Genomic DNA, 17,108 nt, shown 5'->3' with positions numbered 1-17,108 from the left:
GGCAACCGGCAGGGAGGCGTTGTGCCCAGCAGCGTTCCCGACGAGCCGGCGCGTGCCCCGGCGGTCAACGTCCTGCGGCTACTCTTCGCCGCCATCGGGCTGGTCTCCCTGGTGATCGGTTACTTCGGCCTGGCCGAGTACGTCCGCCTGCATCCGGAGTTCCAGGGGCGCCCGCAGGACCTGCTCTACTACGATCTCCAGCTCTTCGTGCTCGGCGCACCGCCGCTGGACGAGGGCGGCGGTCCGTTCCCGGTGCTGCTGGACATCGCCCGGTTCACCGCACCGGCGGTCACCGTCTACGCGTTCATCGAGGCGGGACGGCTGCTCTTCGCCGCCGAACTGCGCCGGTTACGGATCCGGCAGGCCCGCGACCACGTGATCGTCTGCGGTGACGGCATGGTCGCCGACATCCTGACCCGGCGGCTGCGGGCGACCGGCGACCGGGTGGTGCAGATACCCTCCGGCTCGGTGGTCACCGGGCGGGACCCGTTCGGCCTGGCCGGGGAGGCCGGTGATCCCGAGGTGCTGCACGCGGCCGGGATCAGTCGGGCGCGTGCGTTGTACGCCTGCACGGACGACAGCGCCACCAACACCGCCATCGCGCTCGCCGCCGCCCGGCGCGGACGGTCCCGCCCGTTGGCGGTGTACGCGCAGGTCGCCGATCCCGAGCTGTGCCTGGCGCTACAGGCCCGGCATCTGGGGCTGGCCGAGCCGTCCGGCACCCGGCTGGACTTCTTCAACATCGACGACCTGGCAGCCCGGAAGCTGCTCACCGAGGCACCGCTGCTGCCCACGCACGGCGGACCACCCCGGGTGGTGGTGCTCGGCGCGACCGCCTTCGGCCGGGCGGTCCTGGTGGAGCTGGCCCGCCGCTGGCGGGTACGCGATCCGCAGCCGAGGGCGCCGGTGTCGATCGCACTGGTCGACGAGGCTGCCACCCGGGCGGCGACCGAACTGTCGCACCGCTACCCGTTCCTGTCGCGGACCTGCCGGATCGTCCCGTTCGACGGTGGCCTGGTCGAACTGCTCGCCGACACGGGTTTCCCGCTGCCGCCCGACCGGGTGTTCATCTGCGACGACGACGAGGAACGGGCGCTGAAGACCGCCCTGACCGCCGAGCAGCTCTGGCACGGCGGGCCCGGCTCGGTGGTGGTCCGGTTGGACCGACTGGCCAGCCTGCGGGCGGCGTTCGACAGCCGGCCCGGCGACCACCAGGTGCTCGACGACCTCTCCGGCACGCTCCGGCTCTACGGCGTGGCCAACGCCGCGTGCGACCCGGAGCTGATCGGCGACGACCTGGTCGAGCGGCTGGCCCGGGTGATCCACGAGAGTTACGTGCTGTCCCGGCGGCAGCACGGCGAACATCCGGCGCAGAATCCGGCCCTGGTCGCCTGGGAGGAGTTGCCGGAGACACTGCGTCAGGCCAACCGGTCCCAGGCCGAGGACATCGGCCGCAAGCTGCGGGAGCTGGGCTGCGCGTTGTCGCCCCGGGTCGGATCGGGCGCGGAGTACGTGCTCGCCGAGTCGGAGATCGAGCGGCTCGCGGTGCTGGAGCACCAGCGCTGGTTCGACGAGCGGTTCGCGGCCGGCTGGCGGTACGCCGACCACCGCGACGATGCCCAGCGGCTGCATCCGGCGTTGCGTACCTGGGAACACCTGCACGAGGAGATGCGCGAGCGCAATCACGACGCGATGCGCGAGCTGCCCGTCATCCTCGCCGAAGCGGGGTTCCGGATCGTCCGGGTACGGGCGGCGTGACGAGGAACGGATGGTCAGCCATGCCACGCATCGGTGTCACCGGACACGTGCTACTCGCCAAGGGGACCGCGGAGCTGGTCCGGGACTGCCTCGACCGGCAGCTCGAACGGTACGCGGACGGGCCGTTGCACGGGGTGACCTGTCTGGCCGACGGGGCGGACCAGCTCTTCGCCCGGGCGGTGCTGGCCCGGGGTGGGACGTTCGAGGCGATCATCCCGGCCCGGGACTACCGGCGTAACGCGGTCGGGCCGGACAACCGGCCGGCCTTCGACGAACTGCTCGGCCGGGCTGTCCGGGTCAGCTACATGCCGTTCGCGACCTCCGGTCGGGAGGCGTACCTGGCCGCGAGCGAGGAGCTGCTGAACCGCTGCGATCTGCTGCTGGCGGTCTGGGACGGGCGGCCGTCGGCGGGCATCGGGGACACCGCGGACGTGGTCCGGGTGGCCCGGGAGCGAGGACTGCCGGTGGTCGTGCTCTGGCCGGCGGGCGCCCGGCGTCGGCGCCCGCCGGCCAGTGACCCGGATCCGCCCGCCCCACGGCCGGACGGATCCGGTGGGCCGGCCCGGCCGGTCAGCACCAGCCGTTGACCGTCCCGTTCACTCCGGTCCAGAGGTACGCGTCGGAGACCCAACTGCCGTCGGTGAGCCGGTTCCACAGCGAGGTGGTGCCGTACCGGCCGGTGTGCGAGGTGCCGTTGGCGGAGCAGGAGATGCTGACCGTGGCACCGTCGGCGACCGAACCGACTGCGCCGTAGCCGGTGCCGGGGCCTGAGCGGCGGGTCAGCGTACCGCCGCCGTTGGCGTCGACGACCGCCTGGGTGAAGCCGAGTGCCCCGTAGTTGTAGAGCACGCCACCGGCCGCCACGTAGTACGAGCCGTGCCGGGCTCCGCCGCCGTAGGCGCCACCGCTGACGAACGCCCACTTGCCGAGGCCGTGGCCGCCGATCGGCACGTAGGCGCTGTTCTGCCGGAGTCCGAAGTGGACGTGCCGACCGCTGGCGGCACCGCCGCAGGTCACGTCGGTACCGGTGTAGCCGAGGTAGCTCCCCTGGGAGACCGCCGCCCCGTTGACCGAGATGCTGCTCCAGAGGTGGTAGTAGTCGGTCGAGTAGCCACGGTCGTGGATCACCCGGATCCAGCCCGTGCACATGGTGTACGCGGTCCCCGCCCGGGCGGCCCGGACCACCTGGTCCCCGCCGGCCAGGTCGATCGAGCTGTACGGCTGCTCGTACCCGCCCCAGCCGTGCGGCCCGCCTGTCATGTACCAGCTCTGACCGACCGCGAAGGGCAGCGCCATCCCGGTCCGGTAGTCACCACCGGCGTACAGCGGGGTCGGGCTGGTGGTGAAGACCCGCTTCTCCTCGGCGGTGACCACCGGTGAGGCCGCACTCAGCTCGCTGAACGCCGCCTCACCGTCGAAGGCGACCTGCCAGTCGGCGCCGTCGGCGCGGGCCACGAAGATCACCCCGGTCGGGTGGGCGTCCTCCGTGTGCGGTGCGACGAGCACCGCTGTGCCGAAGGCCCACCGGCCGCGTTCGCGGCTGACCGTCACCCGCGCGTCCGCGCGGGACGCCCGGTGGCCGGCGCTTGCGGCCTGCCCGAGGAGCTTGGTGGTGACGGCGTCGGTCACGGTCGTGGTGACGACCGCCGGCCGGGCCGGGGCGGCGGAAGCGGCTGGACCTGTCGCGACCAGGCCACCGATCAGCAGCAGCGGCACGGCGAGGCCGGCCAGCCTTCGGGAGTACGGCATGGGGAGCCCTCCTCATAACATCGAAATATTTCGCTCTTGCGATACCGGAACGATAAACCAGCAGTCCGGAAATTGGCACCACGCGAAGGGCCGGTGACGTAGAAAATTTTCGGTCGGATCCGGACCGCTCCCGCCCGGACATCAACCCCCGGGCCAACCCGACCACCAGCGGGCCCGACCGGGAGCCGGGACGGACCCACCCGGGGCGGGGAGGGGTCTCCGGGAGCGGCGAGGGTGCGACGTCGTCCGGCGGCTTCCGGAGCACCATTAGCCCCTTCTGATACCAATGCGGACGTTTTTCGGGAAAACGCCCATCGCGAAGATAGGTCACCTACGGTGGTCCCCAAGAGGTCACATCCTTTTTGTGGCTGGTCGCAGCGCTTATGGCGATGCGGCCCTGTCTGTTACCAGTGAGGGGCAGGGATCTGTAATGTCCAAGTACCAACCGAACCAGCAGGGCACCACCTCGGCCGCGCCCAGGCGCCGGCGGCGGGCTCTCTGGGTGGCCACCGGCGTGGCCGGCCTGACGGGGGTGGTCAGCCTCGCTGCGGTGGGCGGCGTGGTCAACGTGAAGGACACGCAGCAGGCCGCCGGCCTGGAGCGGTTGGCCGGCGCGAACCCGGCCAGCGCCAAGCAGGCTGACGACAAGAAGGCCGACGATAAGAAGGCCGACGACAAGAAGGCCGACGACAAGAAGGCCGACAACGGGCAGCAGGGTGCGGAAGGCAACGAGCATGGCGGCCAGGACCCGGGAGGGCGGCCCGGCGAGCAGGGCAAGGAGGGCAAGGGCGACTGGTCCGGCAAGGGCCGGGATCAGGAGGTCAAGGAGATCGGCTGCGACTCCGACGAACTCATCGACGCGCTGGTCCGCGCCAACGCGCAGGACGGCGCCATCCTGAAGCTCGCCAAGGGCTGCACCTACACCCTGACCGCGCACAACGAGTACAGGGACAAGAAGCGCACGCACAAGGGCGGGCACCAGCAGGAGAACGGCGGCCGGGAGAACGACAACCGCCACGACAACCGGGATGACGACAGCCGCCACGGCAGCGGTCTCCCGGAGATCGTCCAGCCCATCACCATCAAGGGACACGACTCCAAGATCGTCAACGCTGCGGACAAGGAAGGGTTCCGGATCTTCAACGTCGGGGTCGGCGGTGACCTCACGCTGGAGGACGTCACCATCAAGGGCGGCGAGGCCGGCGACCGGAGGCACCACCGGGTCCACGGCCCCGACGTCAGGATGCTCGGTTCCGCCGCAGGGAGCCGTACGGCGAACGGAACGGCGGCGAAGGGGGCGGCGGGTGCCGCCGAGGCCGGCAGCCGCACCGCAGTCCGCCCCACCGCGACCACCCGCACCGTGGCCAACCGCACCGTGTCCACCGCCACGGCTAACCGCACGGGCGACGCCGCGACCGGCAACCGCTCGGGTGCCAACGCGGCCGGCGGTGGCTACCGCCACGGCAACGAGGAGCGGGACAGCGGTGGCGCGATCCTGGTGCAGGCGGGCGGCGAACTCCACCTGCACAAGACCACGCTGGTCCACAACACCGCCACCGGCAGCGGTGGCGCGATCTACAACGCCGGCATCACCACGGTCAGCCACAGCACGCTCAGCGACAACAGCGCCCAGAAGGACGGTGGCGCAATCGCCAACACCGGCCTGCTGAAGGTCGAGGAGTCCAAGCTGGTCGACAACAACGCCGGCGACGACGGCGGCGCGATCGAGAACGCCGGCGGGACGGTCCGGATCGAGAAGAGCACCATCGGCAGCAACAACGCCGCCGTGTTCGGTGGCGGTATCGCCGACTGGGCCGGGGTGACCGTCATCTCGCACAGCCTGGTCACCGACAACAACGCGGTCCGTGGCGGTGGCGGCATCTTCGCCGCCGAGGAGGCCCAGCTCAAGCTGGAACACGTCCGGGTCAGCCGCAACTCGACGCTGGGTGACGGCGGCGGTCTCAAGCTGCTCGACAGCAACGTGGTCGTCGAAGATGGTGCGATCAAGGAGAACACCGCGGGCGGTGACGGTGGCGGCATCTTCAACAAGGACGGCAAGCTGGTCCTGCGGCACACCGAGGTCGTCGACAACAAGGCGATCGGGCGCAACTCGCGGGGCGGTGGCATCTTCAACAAGGGTGGCGAGGTCACCCTCACCGAGACCAAGGTCGCCTTCAACCGGTCGACCCTGGCGCCGGGTGGCATCTTCACCGACAACCACCGGGTCACCGTCGATGACGAGTCCTCGATCATCAGCAACAGCCCGACCAACTGCAAGGGCAGCCGGGCGCAGGTGGAGAACTGCTTCGGCTGACCTGCCGACCGAAGCTGGTCGAACAGCCGATCCGATGGATGACTGAACCGAACTGCACGACCCGCATCCGGTTCCGCCGGGCGACGACCGATCGCCCGGCGGGACCGGATGCCTCGCTGCGCCTACCGCTCCCCCGCCGGCCATCCCCGCGCCATCAGCTCATGCCCGGCCCGGCCGGCCCGCATGAGGTGCCGGCCCGGGAGCACTCAGCCGGGCAGCCGTACGGCGGTGCCGGTGACCGCGATGCCGGAGCCCGATGCCGCCGCGATGTCCACCGTCAGGATGCTCGGCCGCCCCAGGTCCACGCCCTGGTGCACGGTCACCGTCGCCGGGGGTCGGACCAGCCCGACTTCCCGCAGGTAGCCACCGAACGCGGCAGCCGCCGCACCGGTGGCCGGATCCTCGACCACCCCACCCGGCGGGAACGGGTTGCGGGCGTGGAAGACATGCTCGGACTCCCGCCACACCAGGTCGACGGTCGTCCACCCCCGCCGGGCCATCAGCTCGCCCAGCGCCGGCAGGTCGTAGTCCAGGTCAGCCAGGCGCTGCCGGGTCGCGGCGGCCACGACCGGATGCCAGGCGCCGGCGTACGCCACCCGGGGCGGCAGGGCCGGATCCAGGTCCGCCGCCGACCAGCGCAGCGCCGCGAGCAGTGCCGCGAGGTCGTCCGGGGCGAGCGGTACCGTCCGGGGCGCCACGCTGGTCAGCGTCGCCGTGGTACGCCCACCCCCGGTCACCGCCGTCGCGACCGGCACCTCACCGGCCCGGGTACGCAGCCGCAGCGTCCCGGGGCCGTGCCGCTCGGCGTACGCGGCGGCAAGCGCGATGGTGGCGTGACCGCAGAACGGCACCTCCGCCAGCGGGCTGAAGTACCGGACGTCGAACCCGTCCCCGCCGGTCGGAATGAGAAAGGCAGTCTCGGAGTACCCGAGATCAGCGGCCACCCGCAGCATCTCCGCCTCGTCGACCCCGGTGGCGTCCAGGACCACCCCGGCCGGGTTGCCGCCCTCCGGCACCTCGGTGAAGGCGGCGTATCGCAGAATCTCCATGATCGCGACGGTAGGGCCGGCCCCCACCCTGCCGCAGCGGCCAATCCGCAGTTCATGGACCACGCACCGGTCGCCGTGTCCATCTCCCCGGGTTACCGTTTCCGCATGTCACGGGAGGCGTGGATCGCGGTCGGCGTACTCGGCGGTGTGCTGGCCGTCACCACCCTGGCCGGTGCCGTCGTACTGGCCGTACGGGTACTGCGTACCCGCCGGCTGCTCGGCGAGCTGGGCATGGGCGGTCGGGTGGCGTTCTACGGGGCGTTGATCTACACCGTGTTCCCGGTCGACCTGCTCCCCGACCCGATCTACCTCGACGACATGGGCGTCCTGGCCGGTGCTCTGATCTACCTGACCCGGCTGGCCGCGCAGCGGCGTACCGCCCGCAGCGCCAGCCGCGACGTTGCCCGGGATGCCACGTCCCGGACCGGTCCCACCGATGGGCCGGCACGTGTCCCGTCGCACCCCGTGGACTAGGGCGCGTTCCGCCAGCTGATCACCGCGGTTCACCGGGCGTTACGCTCGGCAGCGGCATGCCACCAGCCCGGCGGAGCCGGCCCGGCGACCGTCGCGGTCGGTTGGTCGGGGTGCAGCCCGAGACGGCGGAGAGCGGCGGCCGGATGCGGACGTCGAACCAGCCGTGCCAGTGACCGTCAGGACCGATGCCGCAGGCCAGACCCCAGTAGATCTCGCTCGGCTCGAACGGCATCCAGTCGATGCCCCGGTCACGCAGTCAAGCCCGGAGCGCAGCCAACGGGCGCAGACAGCCAGGAGTGTTCTCGTAGGCCGCGATGGTGACCCAGTCGGTGTTCATGTCGACCATGATGCCCGGCAGCACGTCGTACGGCAGCTCGCGGCAGTCGGCGGCTGACGGTGCCGGGGTGTTAAGAAGGGCCCCTTCCTATACCGAAAGCGATAAGAAGGGGCCCTTCCTTACATCTCAGCGTTGGACGAAGACCGCCACGCTCCGCGCCGGGACGGTGAACGTCCCCGTGCCCGCGTCGAACGACGCGGTCCGGACCACCGGGTCGGCCGAGTTCTGCTGCACCGGGTGCAGGCTGACCGCCGCGCCCCGTAGACCCGTCACGGTCTGGGTGGCCGCCTCGCCGGTGGCGTTGAAGACCACGGTCACCGACGTCCACTGCCGGTCCAGCCCGCGGCCGTCCAGCGTCATGGTCAGCACGCCGGGGGTCTCGCCGGTACCGGAGAGCGGGAAGGCGACCCGCTGCTGCACCTGGTCCGCGCTGCTCAGCCCGAACACCGGCGACGACGCCCGGATCCGCAGCAGCTCGGTGTAGCCGGCGTCGGTGGCGTCGACCGCCGCGCAGTCCGGCACCAGCTTCGGGTCGGCCAGCAGCGGCTTGGCGTACTGCCACTTGTCGGCGTTGTCCTGGGCCGGTGGCAGGCCGATACCGAAGCCGTTGCCGTCCGCGCAGTTCCAGCGGATCTGGTTGTACCAGTCGCCGCTGTTGTACGAGTTGCGATCGAGGGACTTCGATCGGAGCCGTTCGGTGCCGGCGGTGACGAACCCTGCGCCCTGCCCCATGATCACGGTGCTCAGGGCGAGCACCTGCATCCGGGACCGGTCCGCCGCCGGGGTGCCGGCGGGCAGCTTGTACGCCAGCGCGTCGTACAGGATCTCGTTGTCGTGCGCGTCGACGTAGGTGACCGCCTCACCGGGCGCGGCGGTGTAGCCGGCCGGTGCGCCGTTGTAGTCGACCTGGGCGCCGGTCACCTGCTGGCCGGCCGAGTTGACGAACCGGTAGCCGGCGAGGTTGCCGGTCAACCCGACCTTGATCAGGTCGTGCTGGTGCAGCAGGCGGGCACGCTGTTCGGCGCTCGTCCCGTTGACCGGGTCACCGTTGGGGTCGGTGAACAGGCCGGAGGCGAAGCCCTGGTGGCGCGGGTTGCCGTCGAACGGGCCGCCACCGCGGACCGCGTCGCGCAGCCGGTCGTTGAAGGTGCCGATCCCGGTGCCGGCCATGTTGCCCTGGGTGGCCTGCTCGAAGCGGGCGTCGTTGGCGACCTCGCCGAAGTTCCAGCCCTCGCCGTAGAGCAGGATCGACTTCCCGTCGACCCCGTCCCGGCCGAGGGTCAGTCTGTCCAGCGCGGCCCGGACGGCCAGGATGTTCGCCTTCGGGTGGTGGCCCATCAGGTCGAACCGGAACCCGTCCACCTTGTACGCCTTAGCCCAGGTGACCAGCGAGTCGACGACCAGCTTGCCCATCATGGCGTGTTCGGGGGCGGTGTTGGCGCAGCAGGTGGAGGTGGCCACGCTGCCGTCGTCCAGCAGCCGGTGGTAGTACCCGGGCACGATCTGGTCGAGCACCGACTTGGCGTCGGTACCGGCGGCCGAGGTGTGGTTGTAGACCACGTCCATGACCACCCGTATACCGGCGCCGTTGACCCCGGCGACCATCCGCCGGAACTCCTCGGTTCGCGCCGCCCCGTCCGGCTCGACGGCGTAGCCGCCCTCCGGCACCGTGTAGTGCAGCGGGTCGTACCCCCAGTTGTAGCCGTCGGTGTCGCGGACCGCCGCGATGCACTTCTGCTGCTCGTCCGAGTCCGGCGGCAGGGCGGCCAGGTCACAGGCCGGCTGCTGCTGGTCGGCCCGCCGCTCCGGGATGGTGGCGAAGTCGAACGCGGGCAGCAGGTGCAGGTGGGTGACCCCGGCGTCGCCGAGCTTGCGCAGGTGCCGCATGCCGGCGGTACCCGGGTCGGTGAAGGCGAGGTAGGTGCCCCGCTTCTCCGTCGGCACGGTGATGTCGGCGATGGAGAAGTCCCGGACCGACACCTCCTGGATCTGCACCTTCGACGACGGTACGGCCGCCGGCTTGCGCAGCTTCGCCCAACCGCTCGGCGCCAGGTCGGCGTCGGCAAGGTCGACGAGTTGGCTGTGCGTGGAGTCGGCGGCCAGGGCCACCGAGTACGGGTCGGTCACCGAGGCGGTGACCACCCGCTGGGCGGCCGGCTGCCAGGCTTCCACCTGGTAGCGGTAGTACTTGCCGACCCAGTTCTTCGCGCCCTGGACGGTCCAGACGCCGGTCCGGTCCGAGCGCTGCATCGCCACGGTCTTCGGGGTCGAGGTGGGCGTGTCGAACAGTTGCAGCGTGACCTTCCGGGCGGTGGGCGCCCAGAGCGCCAGCGACGGCCGGCCCCGGTCGAAGGTGGGGCCGAGCTTCGCCTTCGTCGCGGCGGCGTAGACGTCGTCGAGCACGCCGGGGATCTGCACGCCGGTCGCGGCCAGCAGCTTGCCGGTGTGGTCGCGTTCGGTCACCAGGAGCTGCCCGCGCAGGGCGGCCGGCACCCGGCGCAGGTCCCCCTTGTCGAGGGTGAAGGCGCGGTACGCCCACAGGTGCGGGAAGGCCGCCCGCTGGGCCTCGGTGAGCCCGTTGGCCTGCGCCCGCAACGGCAGCGAGGTGTACGTCCCGGACAGCTCGCCGTCCACCACGGTCACCCCGCCGGTCGGGGCGGTGACCAGGTCGTACCGCTTGCCGTCGGTGGGGCCGGTGGCCCAGGCGACGGTGGACCGGTCGATCCAGTGCGCCTTCTGCCGGGTGATGTCGGTGTCGCCCTTGCCTTCGGTGGCGGCCACCGGCAGCAGTCGCCCCGGGGTGCCGGCGAGCAGCCACACCTGGCGGCCGGCGGTGGCGAAGTCGAGCCGCTGATCGGTGGGGAGGTCCTTTTCGTCCCCGGAGTGGATGATGTAGCTCAGCCCGGTCGCCCCGGCGGCCAGCGGCACCCGGAAGGTGACGCCGAAGGCGTCCCGGGCGGCGGGGGCCAGCGGCACGGACCATTCGGTGGGGTTGGCGGCGCCGTCCCAGACGTGCAGCCCCCAGCCGGCGTAGTTGCCGTCGGCCCGGCGGTAGTGCAGCACGGCGGTGTTCTCGTCGACCGGCGGGTCCGGTTCGCCGGTGGCCGCCTGCCGGGTCGGGTAGGTCGCCGGGTCGCCCTGCTTGACCCAGATCTCGCCGGTCTGGGGCACGTCGATGGTCCGGTCGTTCTCGACGTCCTTGACGCCATCCTTGCTGACCACCAGGAAACCGACCGACTTGGCGCCCGGTTTGAGCTTCACCCAGGCGAACCGGCCGTAGGAGTCCTCACCGGCGAACGGCTGCCCCTTGGGCCACTCGGTGGCGTACGCCGGGTCGATGTCGCCCCAGGTGTAGAGCCCCCAGTCGTCGTACCCGCCGGCCGGGCGCTGGTAGTGCACCACCGCCCACTCCCGGGAGCTGGCCTGTTCCGGGGTGGCCACGGTGATGGCGGACCGAGTGCTCGCGGTGCGTCCCTTGCTGTCGCGCACTACTGCCTTGTACTCCACCCGGGTGCCGGCTGCCAACCCGGCCAGGTCGTGGTGCACCGTGTACGGGGCCCGGTCGGCGCTGCCGAGCAGGGTCCACTTCCCGCCCGCGACCCGGGCGGCCATGGTGACGGTGGCCAGCGGGTCGCCGGTCACCTGGGCGGTGATCGCGGTGCGGGTCGCCACGGCGGCGTCCGGGGCCGGGTCGGTGATCCGGATGGTGGGGGCGGCGGCTGGTACGGCGACCGGCGTGCCGGCGGCGTACACCACGGCCGACAGCGGCGGGACGGTGAGGGTCAGCTTGCCGTCGGCACCGGCGGTACCGGTGGCGGTGCCGCCGTAGATCCCGGTGAAGGCCGCCCCGGCGGACCAGGTGTCCACGGTGACGGTTTGCGCGGTGGCCGCGTTGTTGACCGCGACCAGGTACTCGGTGCGGCTGACCGGGTCGATCCGGGAGAAGGCGAAGACCCCGGCGCCGTCGGCGGCGTACCGGGTCACCTGGACACCGTCGCGCAGGGCCGGGTGGGCCTTGCGCAGCGCGCCCAGGTCGGCGATCGTCCGGTAGAGGGGGTGGCTACGGTCGTACTGGTCGCTGGCGTGGGTCCGGTCGGTGCCGAGCAGGTCGTCGTCGAGGTAGTCGGGCACCTTCGAGGCGAACATGTCCTGCCGGGCGTCCTTGTCCCCGCCCGGGCCGGTGAAGCCCTGCTCGTCGCCGGAGTAGACCACCGGCTGGCCCCGGGTGAGGAACATCAGCTCGTGGGCGAGCTGGCTGCGCCGCAGGTGGCTGGCCGGGTCGGTACCCCCACCGACGATGAACGAGCCGATCCGGCCCATGTCGTGGTTGCCGAGGAAGGTCGGCAGCCGGTCGGCCTCGGTGTCCCGGGCGGCGTAGAGGCTGTCCCGGGCGTACAGGTCGGCGAGGGCCTGGGCGGAGCCGTTCCCGGCGGTGTAGCCCCGGGCGGCCTCCTGGAAGGCGAAGTCGAGGGTGGCGGGCAGCCCGCCGCGCCGTACGTAGGTCGAGGTGACCTCCTGGTCGGCGCTGTAGACCTCGCCGAACATGAAGAAGTCCGGCTTGCCGGCCTTGTCGGCGGCGGCCTCGATGCCGGCCGCGAACTGCGGCCAGAACTCCAGGTTGGAGTGCTTGACGGTGTCCAGCCGGAAGCCGTCGACGCCGGTCTTCAGCACCCAGTCGGCGTAGATCTTCGTCATGCCCCGGACCACCTCGGGACGCTCGGTCCACAGGTCGTCGAGCCCGAAGAAGTCGCCGTACTCGCTGTTCTCCCCGGCGAAGGTGGAGTCGCCCCGGTTGTGGTACATGGTCGGGTCGTTCAGCCAGGCCGGCACCTTGACCGTCTTGTCCGCCTCGGTGGCGAAGGTCGGGGTGTACGGGAACGACCTCGTGTTGACCTCGGGAAACGTCCGGCTGCCGTCGGCGTAGTTCCGGTCCTCGAAGGGCCGGCCCTGCGCGTCCCGGTACGGCGCGGTCGCCTTGTCCACGTAGGAGTACTTGTTCTCGGCGTACCTGATGACGTCGGCGGTGTGGTTGACGATGATGTCGAGGTAGATCTTGATGCCCCGCCGGTGGGCCAGCTCGGTCAGCTTCTTCAGGTCCTCCTTCGTACCGAAGTGCGGGTCGACCTGGGTGAAGTCGGTGATCCAGTAGCCGTGGTAGCCGGCCGAGACGTCGGACCCGGTGCCCTGCACCGGCCTGTTCTTGAAGATCGGGGCGAGCCAGATGGCGGTGGTGCCGAGGCCCTCGATGTAGTCGAGCCGGTCGATCAGGCCCTTCAGGTCACCACCGTGGTAGAAGCCCTTGTCCTTCGGGTCGAGGCCGGTGGCGAGCCGGTCGCCGGCGAGACCACCGGTGTCGTTGCGGGAGTCGCCGTTGGCGAAGCGGTCGGGCAGGACGAAGTAGAACTGCTCGGCCCGCTCGCGCTCGCCAGCCGCCCGGGCCAGCGCCTCGGCCGACGGTTCGGACGACCACTGGACGGTGCCGGCGGCGATCGGCGCGCCGCTGGCCCGACCACCGAGTTGGTGCACGGCGACGGGGGCGCCGATCAGGGAGAGGGTGAGCAGGGAAACGAAGGCAAGCAGGGCGGTACGCGATATCGGCGGGGGTTTCATCGACGGCCTTCCTGTGGTCGTTGATTCGCCCGCACGCTAGCCCTTGCCGAAACGTTCTGCAATAGCTTGCAAACCAAGTCGTAACATAGGCATGCCCTTGCGCAAGGGGAGAGTGGACGGAGCGCCGCGACGGGCGCGGGGAGGTCAGCCGGCCCGGCCGGCACGGGCCAGCCCGCCAGGCGTGGAACAGTCAGGCGAAACTACAGGCCACGCCGTTGACGGTGCAGTCAGCGGGCCGATCGGTCGAGCCGGACCGGTGGAAGTGCATCCGCAGGTAGGCGGTCTGCCCCGGCCCGAGCGGCGCCCCGCTGGTGAAGACGTACGCCGCCCCGGCCCGGCTGGCAGCGGCCTGCGCGGCCGACTCCACCCAGTAGGTCCGCAGCCGGTCCACCTCGGCCGGGAAGGTCAACCGGACCGACCAGTCCCGCGCGGTGGTCGACGTGTTGACCACCCGGACCTCGCCGATGAACGAGTCCCGGTAGCTCTCCAGCACGCGGTACCGGCCGGTCACCCCCGGCGTCGCCGGCGGCGCGGGCGAGACGAGGATCCCTGGGGGCGCGCTCCGCGACGGCGTACCGGAAACCGTCGCTCTCGGGGTCGGCGACCGGGACGGTGACACCGACGGCCGCGCGGAGGTGCGGCCCGGTGTCGGGCTGGCGCTGCCGTCGGCCCGGGGACCGTTGGTCGTCAGTCGCCCGTCGTCAGCCGGCAGGGTGGGTGGGGGCGCGGCGTCGACGGCCAGACCGTCGAAGGGTCGCCGGTCGCCGCGCACGGCACCCACCGCGAACACCAGGAGGACGATCATCGTGCCCACCCCGAGCATGACCACGATCCAGGGTGCGGCGGCGATGACCCCGGAAGCCCCCCGGCCGGCACGTCTGCTGGTCATCCGTCTCCCTTGTCGAACCGCCGGAGCGCCTAACGGCCGACCGGGAGCCTAACGGTCGACCGGCGATCCGACAGCCCGCAAAACGGTCGCCTTTGTCTGTCCGGTTGCCGTTCAATCGTCGCCATGGACACGTACGCTCTCCCCGGTCCGCCGACCCTGGTACCACCGACCCCGCAGGTGCACGCCTCGTTTCTCGCCGCGATGGCCGAGTTCCAGGCCGAGGGGCGCGGTGACCGGCAGGACCACACCATGGTCGGCCGGGAGATCCGGGAGCACTCCGCGACCTGGCACAACCCGGCCGGCTTCGACGAGTTCGTCCGGGAGCTGCGCCTGCAGAGCCGGGAGGAGACTCCGCGCCCGGCGGGCTTCGTGCCGTCGACCACACTGTGGTGGGTCGCCGGGCCGGTCTACCTCGGCCGGATCGCGGTACGGCACCGACTCAACCCGTCGCTGCGGGAGCTGGGCGGCCACATCGGGTACGACGTCCGCCCCTCCGCCCGCCGGCAGGGTCACGCCACCGCGATGCTGCGGGCGGCGCTGCCGGTGGCCCGCGACTTCGGCATCACCTCGGCGCTGGTCACCTGCGACGTGGACAACGTCGCCTCCCGTCGGGTCATCGAGGCCAACGGTGGCGTGCTGGAGGACCAGCGCGGCGACAAGCTCCGCTTCTGGGTACCCACCGGGGCCTGACCCCGACGGTAAGAACGACCGGGCAGGTCAGGCGGTCCGGACAACCGCGCAACTCAGCCGGTCCGGACGACCGTGCAGATCACCGGTCCCTCCTCGGTGCCGCGCAGCAGGTACCGGTAGCACTCACCCGGCACCACGCCGCCCTGGCTGTCCAGGAACTCCCACTCCACCTCGACCATGGTCAGCAGCGCGGAGAACTGCTGCACGTCGCGGATCTGGGCGTTCGCGGCGACCAGCTCGCGTTCGGTGTAGTCCGGCGCGGCGCCGACGAAGGAGAGGGCCACGGCGGCCGGGGTGGTGAACGAGAAGCTGTAGGTGTCCGCGACGACCAGGCCGGGCAGCGCGTAGCAGGCGGCGATGGCCGGTACGTCCGCGGTCGTCAGCGCGACGCCGTACCGGTCGAAGAAGTCGGTCAGCGTGGCAAGATCGGTGGAGGCGTTCACGCCGCCAGGTTTCTCCGGGCCGCGACCCCGGCAAACCTCCCCGGGTCTCACCGTGGCGGGATACGCACCTGGATCTCGTCGCCGAGCCGCGCGCCCGCGAGCAGGTCCAGGTCGTCGCCGCTCCAGAACCGTCCCGGGTCGTACCAGTTGGGCCGGCGGCCGGCGGGCAGCAGCCCCATCGCCTGGTAGGTCACCGCGACGACCTCCGCACAGTACGCCGTCTCCAACGCCCGGTCCCGTACCCCGACTCCCCCGCCCTCCCCGGCGGCCTCCCCAATCCGCGCGGGTTCCGCCAGCCCGGTGTCCGCCGTGTCCCGGCGCAGTCCGGGCAGGCGTACGGCGGGCACCCGGCCCCGGGCCCAGCTCCAGGCGAGCTGGGCGGTAGACGGGAACGGCGTACCGTCCAGCCTGGCGACCGTCCGCAGCACCGCGTCCTCCATGTCCCGGTCGACCGGCGGTTCGAGCTGGCGGAGCCAGGCCCGCTGGCCGTACCGGTTGGCCCAGACGCAGACCGCGTCGCGCAGGTCGTGCAGCTGCACGCCCCGCTGGTGGCTGCCGGTCCACATGTCCGGCAGCGACCGGCCCAGCTCGGCGTGCCACATCAACGGCGGCATGTCGTCGAGCACCACCGCCATGCCGACGTGGTTGACCGGGCTGTTGGTGGTGAGCTGGATGGCCCGGTCCGGCACGCTACGTCCCCGGAAGATCCAGACATCTCCGGTACGGGTCAACTCCACGGCCTCGTCCAGGCTGATGCTCATGGCGCCTTACCCTAGGCGGATGCGGCAACGGATGCAGTGGTGGAAGATACTCGGCCTGGCCGGCGTGGTCGGGGTGGCGGCCACCGGGGTCGCGGTGGCCCGGGCCGAGCGGCGACGCCGGGCGTACACGCCGGAGGAGATCCGGGACCGGCTGCGCCAGCGGCACGCCGAGGCGACCGGCCCGGGGTCACCGGCCACCCCGGACTGACCTGGCGGTCAGCGGCTCCGGTCGACCGCCTCGTCGACCGCCTCCGGGGTACGCCCGACCAGCGCGCCGCCGTCGTCGAGGAGCAGAATCGGCCGCTGGATCAGTTCCGGGGCGGCCACCATGGCAGCGATCCAGCGGGGTTCGCTCGCCTCGTCGCGGGGCCAGTCGGCCATGCCCTGCGCCACGGCGGCGGCCTCCTGCGTCCGGCAGATGTCCCAGGCATGTGCGCCGAGCCGGCGCAGTACCCCGGTCAGCTCCGCCGCGCTGGGCGGGGTGTCGAGGTACGCCCGCAGCCGGTACGGCACCCGGGCGGCGTCCAGGGTGGACCGGGCACCGACGCACTTCGAGCAGGACGGGTTGTACCAGATCTCCATGCCCGGAATCCTCGCAGACGGTCAACCGCCGCGACTCCCCTCGGCCGATCATGGACTTGTGGTGCCTGACAAGAGCCACGAAACGTCTTCTTTCCCCCACCATAACTCCATGATCGGCGGCGGGAGAGGGGCTGGGGACGACCCACGAGGGGACGCTGCGCCAGCTCGTTCCGTTCGGCGGTACGCGGGTGGACACCGAAATCTGGTCCCTGCTGGCGGACGAATGGCGCAACCGGGCACGGGCCACTCCGGCATGCGCCTAGTTCCGGGCCGGGTGTGCCGGTTCGTCACGGATGTCCGGTTACCCCGGATCGGGTCGGGGGCCACCGGCTGGAATGGCCGGCGAGGTGGGACCGTTGTAACCCCCGTACGACCGCAGCACCAACAAACCCCTACACCGGGGTGCGGTGCGGGCCGATGGCCGGTGGGAATGACCGGCCGGGCCGGGTCGT

The 17,108-nt window shown here is 71.6% G+C and carries 13 protein-coding genes; 6 read left to right on the top strand and 7 right to left on the bottom strand.

Features of this window, described 5'->3' with window-relative positions:
* Window positions 1-21 precede the first annotated feature (21 nt).
* Together V6U90_RS18055 and V6U90_RS18050 are read left to right on the top strand one after the other, a co-directional pair.
* On the top strand, window positions 22-1,758 hold the full coding sequence (locus tag V6U90_RS18055; RefSeq protein WP_334437680.1) for a RyR domain-containing protein: 1,737 nt from the start codon (window positions 22-24) through the stop codon (window positions 1,756-1,758).
* 20 nt (window positions 1,759-1,778) lie between these two features.
* Window positions 1,779-2,345: a hypothetical protein gene (locus tag V6U90_RS18050; protein ID WP_334437677.1), complete on the top strand. Its 567-nt coding sequence runs from the start codon at window positions 1,779-1,781 to the stop codon at window positions 2,343-2,345.
* Here V6U90_RS18050 and V6U90_RS18045 read toward each other — a convergent pair.
* On the bottom strand, window positions 2,329-3,507 hold the full coding sequence (locus tag V6U90_RS18045) for a peptidoglycan DD-metalloendopeptidase family protein (protein WP_334437674.1): 1,179 nt from the start codon (window positions 3,505-3,507) through the stop codon (window positions 2,329-2,331). The genes V6U90_RS18050 and V6U90_RS18045 overlap by 17 nt on opposite strands.
* A 430-nt stretch (window positions 3,508-3,937) precedes the next feature.
* Here V6U90_RS18045 and V6U90_RS18040 point away from each other — a divergent pair, with 430 nt between their 5' ends.
* Complete coding sequence (locus tag V6U90_RS18040) at window positions 3,938-5,821, top strand: hypothetical protein (protein ID WP_334437671.1); 1,884 nt, start codon at window positions 3,938-3,940, stop codon at window positions 5,819-5,821.
* Between the two features lie 206 nt (window positions 5,822-6,027).
* Here the strand turns inward: V6U90_RS18040 and V6U90_RS18035 are convergent, their stop codons facing one another.
* Window positions 6,028-6,870 (bottom strand): PhzF family phenazine biosynthesis isomerase, encoded by an 843-nt coding sequence (locus V6U90_RS18035; protein WP_334437669.1) that lies wholly within the window; start codon window positions 6,868-6,870, stop codon window positions 6,028-6,030.
* 105 nt (window positions 6,871-6,975) lie between these two features.
* On the opposite strand from V6U90_RS18035, the gene V6U90_RS18030 reads away from it, so the two are divergent.
* Window positions 6,976-7,344 carry a YkvA family protein gene (locus V6U90_RS18030; RefSeq protein WP_334437668.1) on the top strand — a complete coding sequence of 123 codons (369 nt, stop codon included), beginning with the start codon at window positions 6,976-6,978 and terminating at the stop codon, window positions 7,342-7,344.
* Between the two features lie 463 nt (window positions 7,345-7,807).
* On the opposite strand, the gene pulA is transcribed toward V6U90_RS18030, so the two are convergent.
* A complete protein-coding gene (gene pulA / locus V6U90_RS18025; RefSeq protein WP_334437665.1) occupies window positions 7,808-13,291 on the bottom strand; it encodes a pullulanase-type alpha-1,6-glucosidase in 5,484 nt (1,827 codons plus the stop codon).
* A gap of 190 nt (window positions 13,292-13,481) precedes the next feature.
* Window positions 13,482-14,180: a cellulose binding domain-containing protein gene (locus V6U90_RS18020; protein ID WP_334437662.1), complete on the bottom strand. Its 699-nt coding sequence runs from the start codon at window positions 14,178-14,180 to the stop codon at window positions 13,482-13,484.
* Window positions 14,181-14,303: 123 nt separating this feature from the next.
* Between V6U90_RS18020 and V6U90_RS18015 the strand changes: the two genes are divergently transcribed.
* Window positions 14,304-14,870 (top strand): GNAT family N-acetyltransferase, encoded by a 567-nt coding sequence (locus V6U90_RS18015; RefSeq protein WP_334437660.1) that lies wholly within the window; start codon window positions 14,304-14,306, stop codon window positions 14,868-14,870.
* 53 nt (window positions 14,871-14,923) lie between these two features.
* Here the strand turns inward: V6U90_RS18015 and V6U90_RS18010 are convergent, their stop codons facing one another.
* Window positions 14,924-15,313, bottom strand: coding sequence for a hypothetical protein (locus V6U90_RS18010; RefSeq protein WP_334437657.1), 390 nt, complete (start codon window positions 15,311-15,313; stop codon window positions 14,924-14,926).
* A gap of 47 nt (window positions 15,314-15,360) precedes the next feature.
* Entirely contained in the window at window positions 15,361-16,074 is a 714-nt protein-coding gene (locus V6U90_RS18005) for a hypothetical protein (RefSeq protein ID WP_334437655.1), read from the bottom strand.
* Window positions 16,075-16,093: 19 nt separating this feature from the next.
* Here V6U90_RS18005 and V6U90_RS18000 point away from each other — a divergent pair, with 19 nt between their 5' ends.
* Window positions 16,094-16,282 carry a hypothetical protein gene (locus tag V6U90_RS18000; protein WP_334437818.1) on the top strand — a complete coding sequence of 63 codons (189 nt, stop codon included), beginning with the start codon at window positions 16,094-16,096 and terminating at the stop codon, window positions 16,280-16,282.
* An 8-nt stretch (window positions 16,283-16,290) separates the two neighbouring features.
* Here the strand turns inward: V6U90_RS18000 and V6U90_RS17995 are convergent, their stop codons facing one another.
* Window positions 16,291-16,656, bottom strand: a complete 366-nt coding sequence (locus tag V6U90_RS17995; RefSeq protein ID WP_334437652.1) for an ArsC/Spx/MgsR family protein — start codon at window positions 16,654-16,656, stop codon at window positions 16,291-16,293.
* Window positions 16,657-17,108 lie beyond the last annotated feature (452 nt).

This window comes from Micromonospora sp. CPCC 206060, from assembly GCF_036906895.1.
Lineage (GTDB): Bacteria > Actinomycetota > Actinomycetes > Mycobacteriales > Micromonosporaceae > Micromonospora.
The sequence above is the reverse complement of the archived record's forward strand: the minus strand, read 5'-3'. Positions and strand labels throughout refer to the sequence as shown.

Coding starts and splice junctions, on each gene's coding strand:
- V6U90_RS18050 (WP_334437677.1), top strand. CDS start 1,779: ATGCCACGCATCGGTGTCACCGGACACGTGCTACTCGCCAAGGGGACC.
- V6U90_RS18045 (WP_334437674.1), bottom strand. CDS start 3,507: ATGCCGTACTCCCGAAGGCTGGCCGGCCTCGCCGTGCCGCTGCTGCTG.
- V6U90_RS18040 (WP_334437671.1), top strand. CDS start 3,938: ATGTCCAAGTACCAACCGAACCAGCAGGGCACCACCTCGGCCGCGCCC.
- V6U90_RS18035 (WP_334437669.1), bottom strand. CDS start 6,870: ATGGAGATTCTGCGATACGCCGCCTTCACCGAGGTGCCGGAGGGCGGC.
- V6U90_RS18030 (WP_334437668.1), top strand. CDS start 6,976: ATGTCACGGGAGGCGTGGATCGCGGTCGGCGTACTCGGCGGTGTGCTG.
- pulA (WP_334437665.1), bottom strand. CDS start 13,291: ATGAAACCCCCGCCGATATCGCGTACCGCCCTGCTTGCCTTCGTTTCC.
- V6U90_RS18020 (WP_334437662.1), bottom strand. CDS start 14,180: ATGACCAGCAGACGTGCCGGCCGGGGGGCTTCCGGGGTCATCGCCGCC.
- V6U90_RS18015 (WP_334437660.1), top strand. CDS start 14,304: ATGGACACGTACGCTCTCCCCGGTCCGCCGACCCTGGTACCACCGACC.
- V6U90_RS18005 (WP_334437655.1), bottom strand. CDS start 16,074: ATGAGCATCAGCCTGGACGAGGCCGTGGAGTTGACCCGTACCGGAGAT.
- V6U90_RS18000 (WP_334437818.1), top strand. CDS start 16,094: ATGCGGCAACGGATGCAGTGGTGGAAGATACTCGGCCTGGCCGGCGTG.
- V6U90_RS17995 (WP_334437652.1), bottom strand. CDS start 16,656: ATGGAGATCTGGTACAACCCGTCCTGCTCGAAGTGCGTCGGTGCCCGG.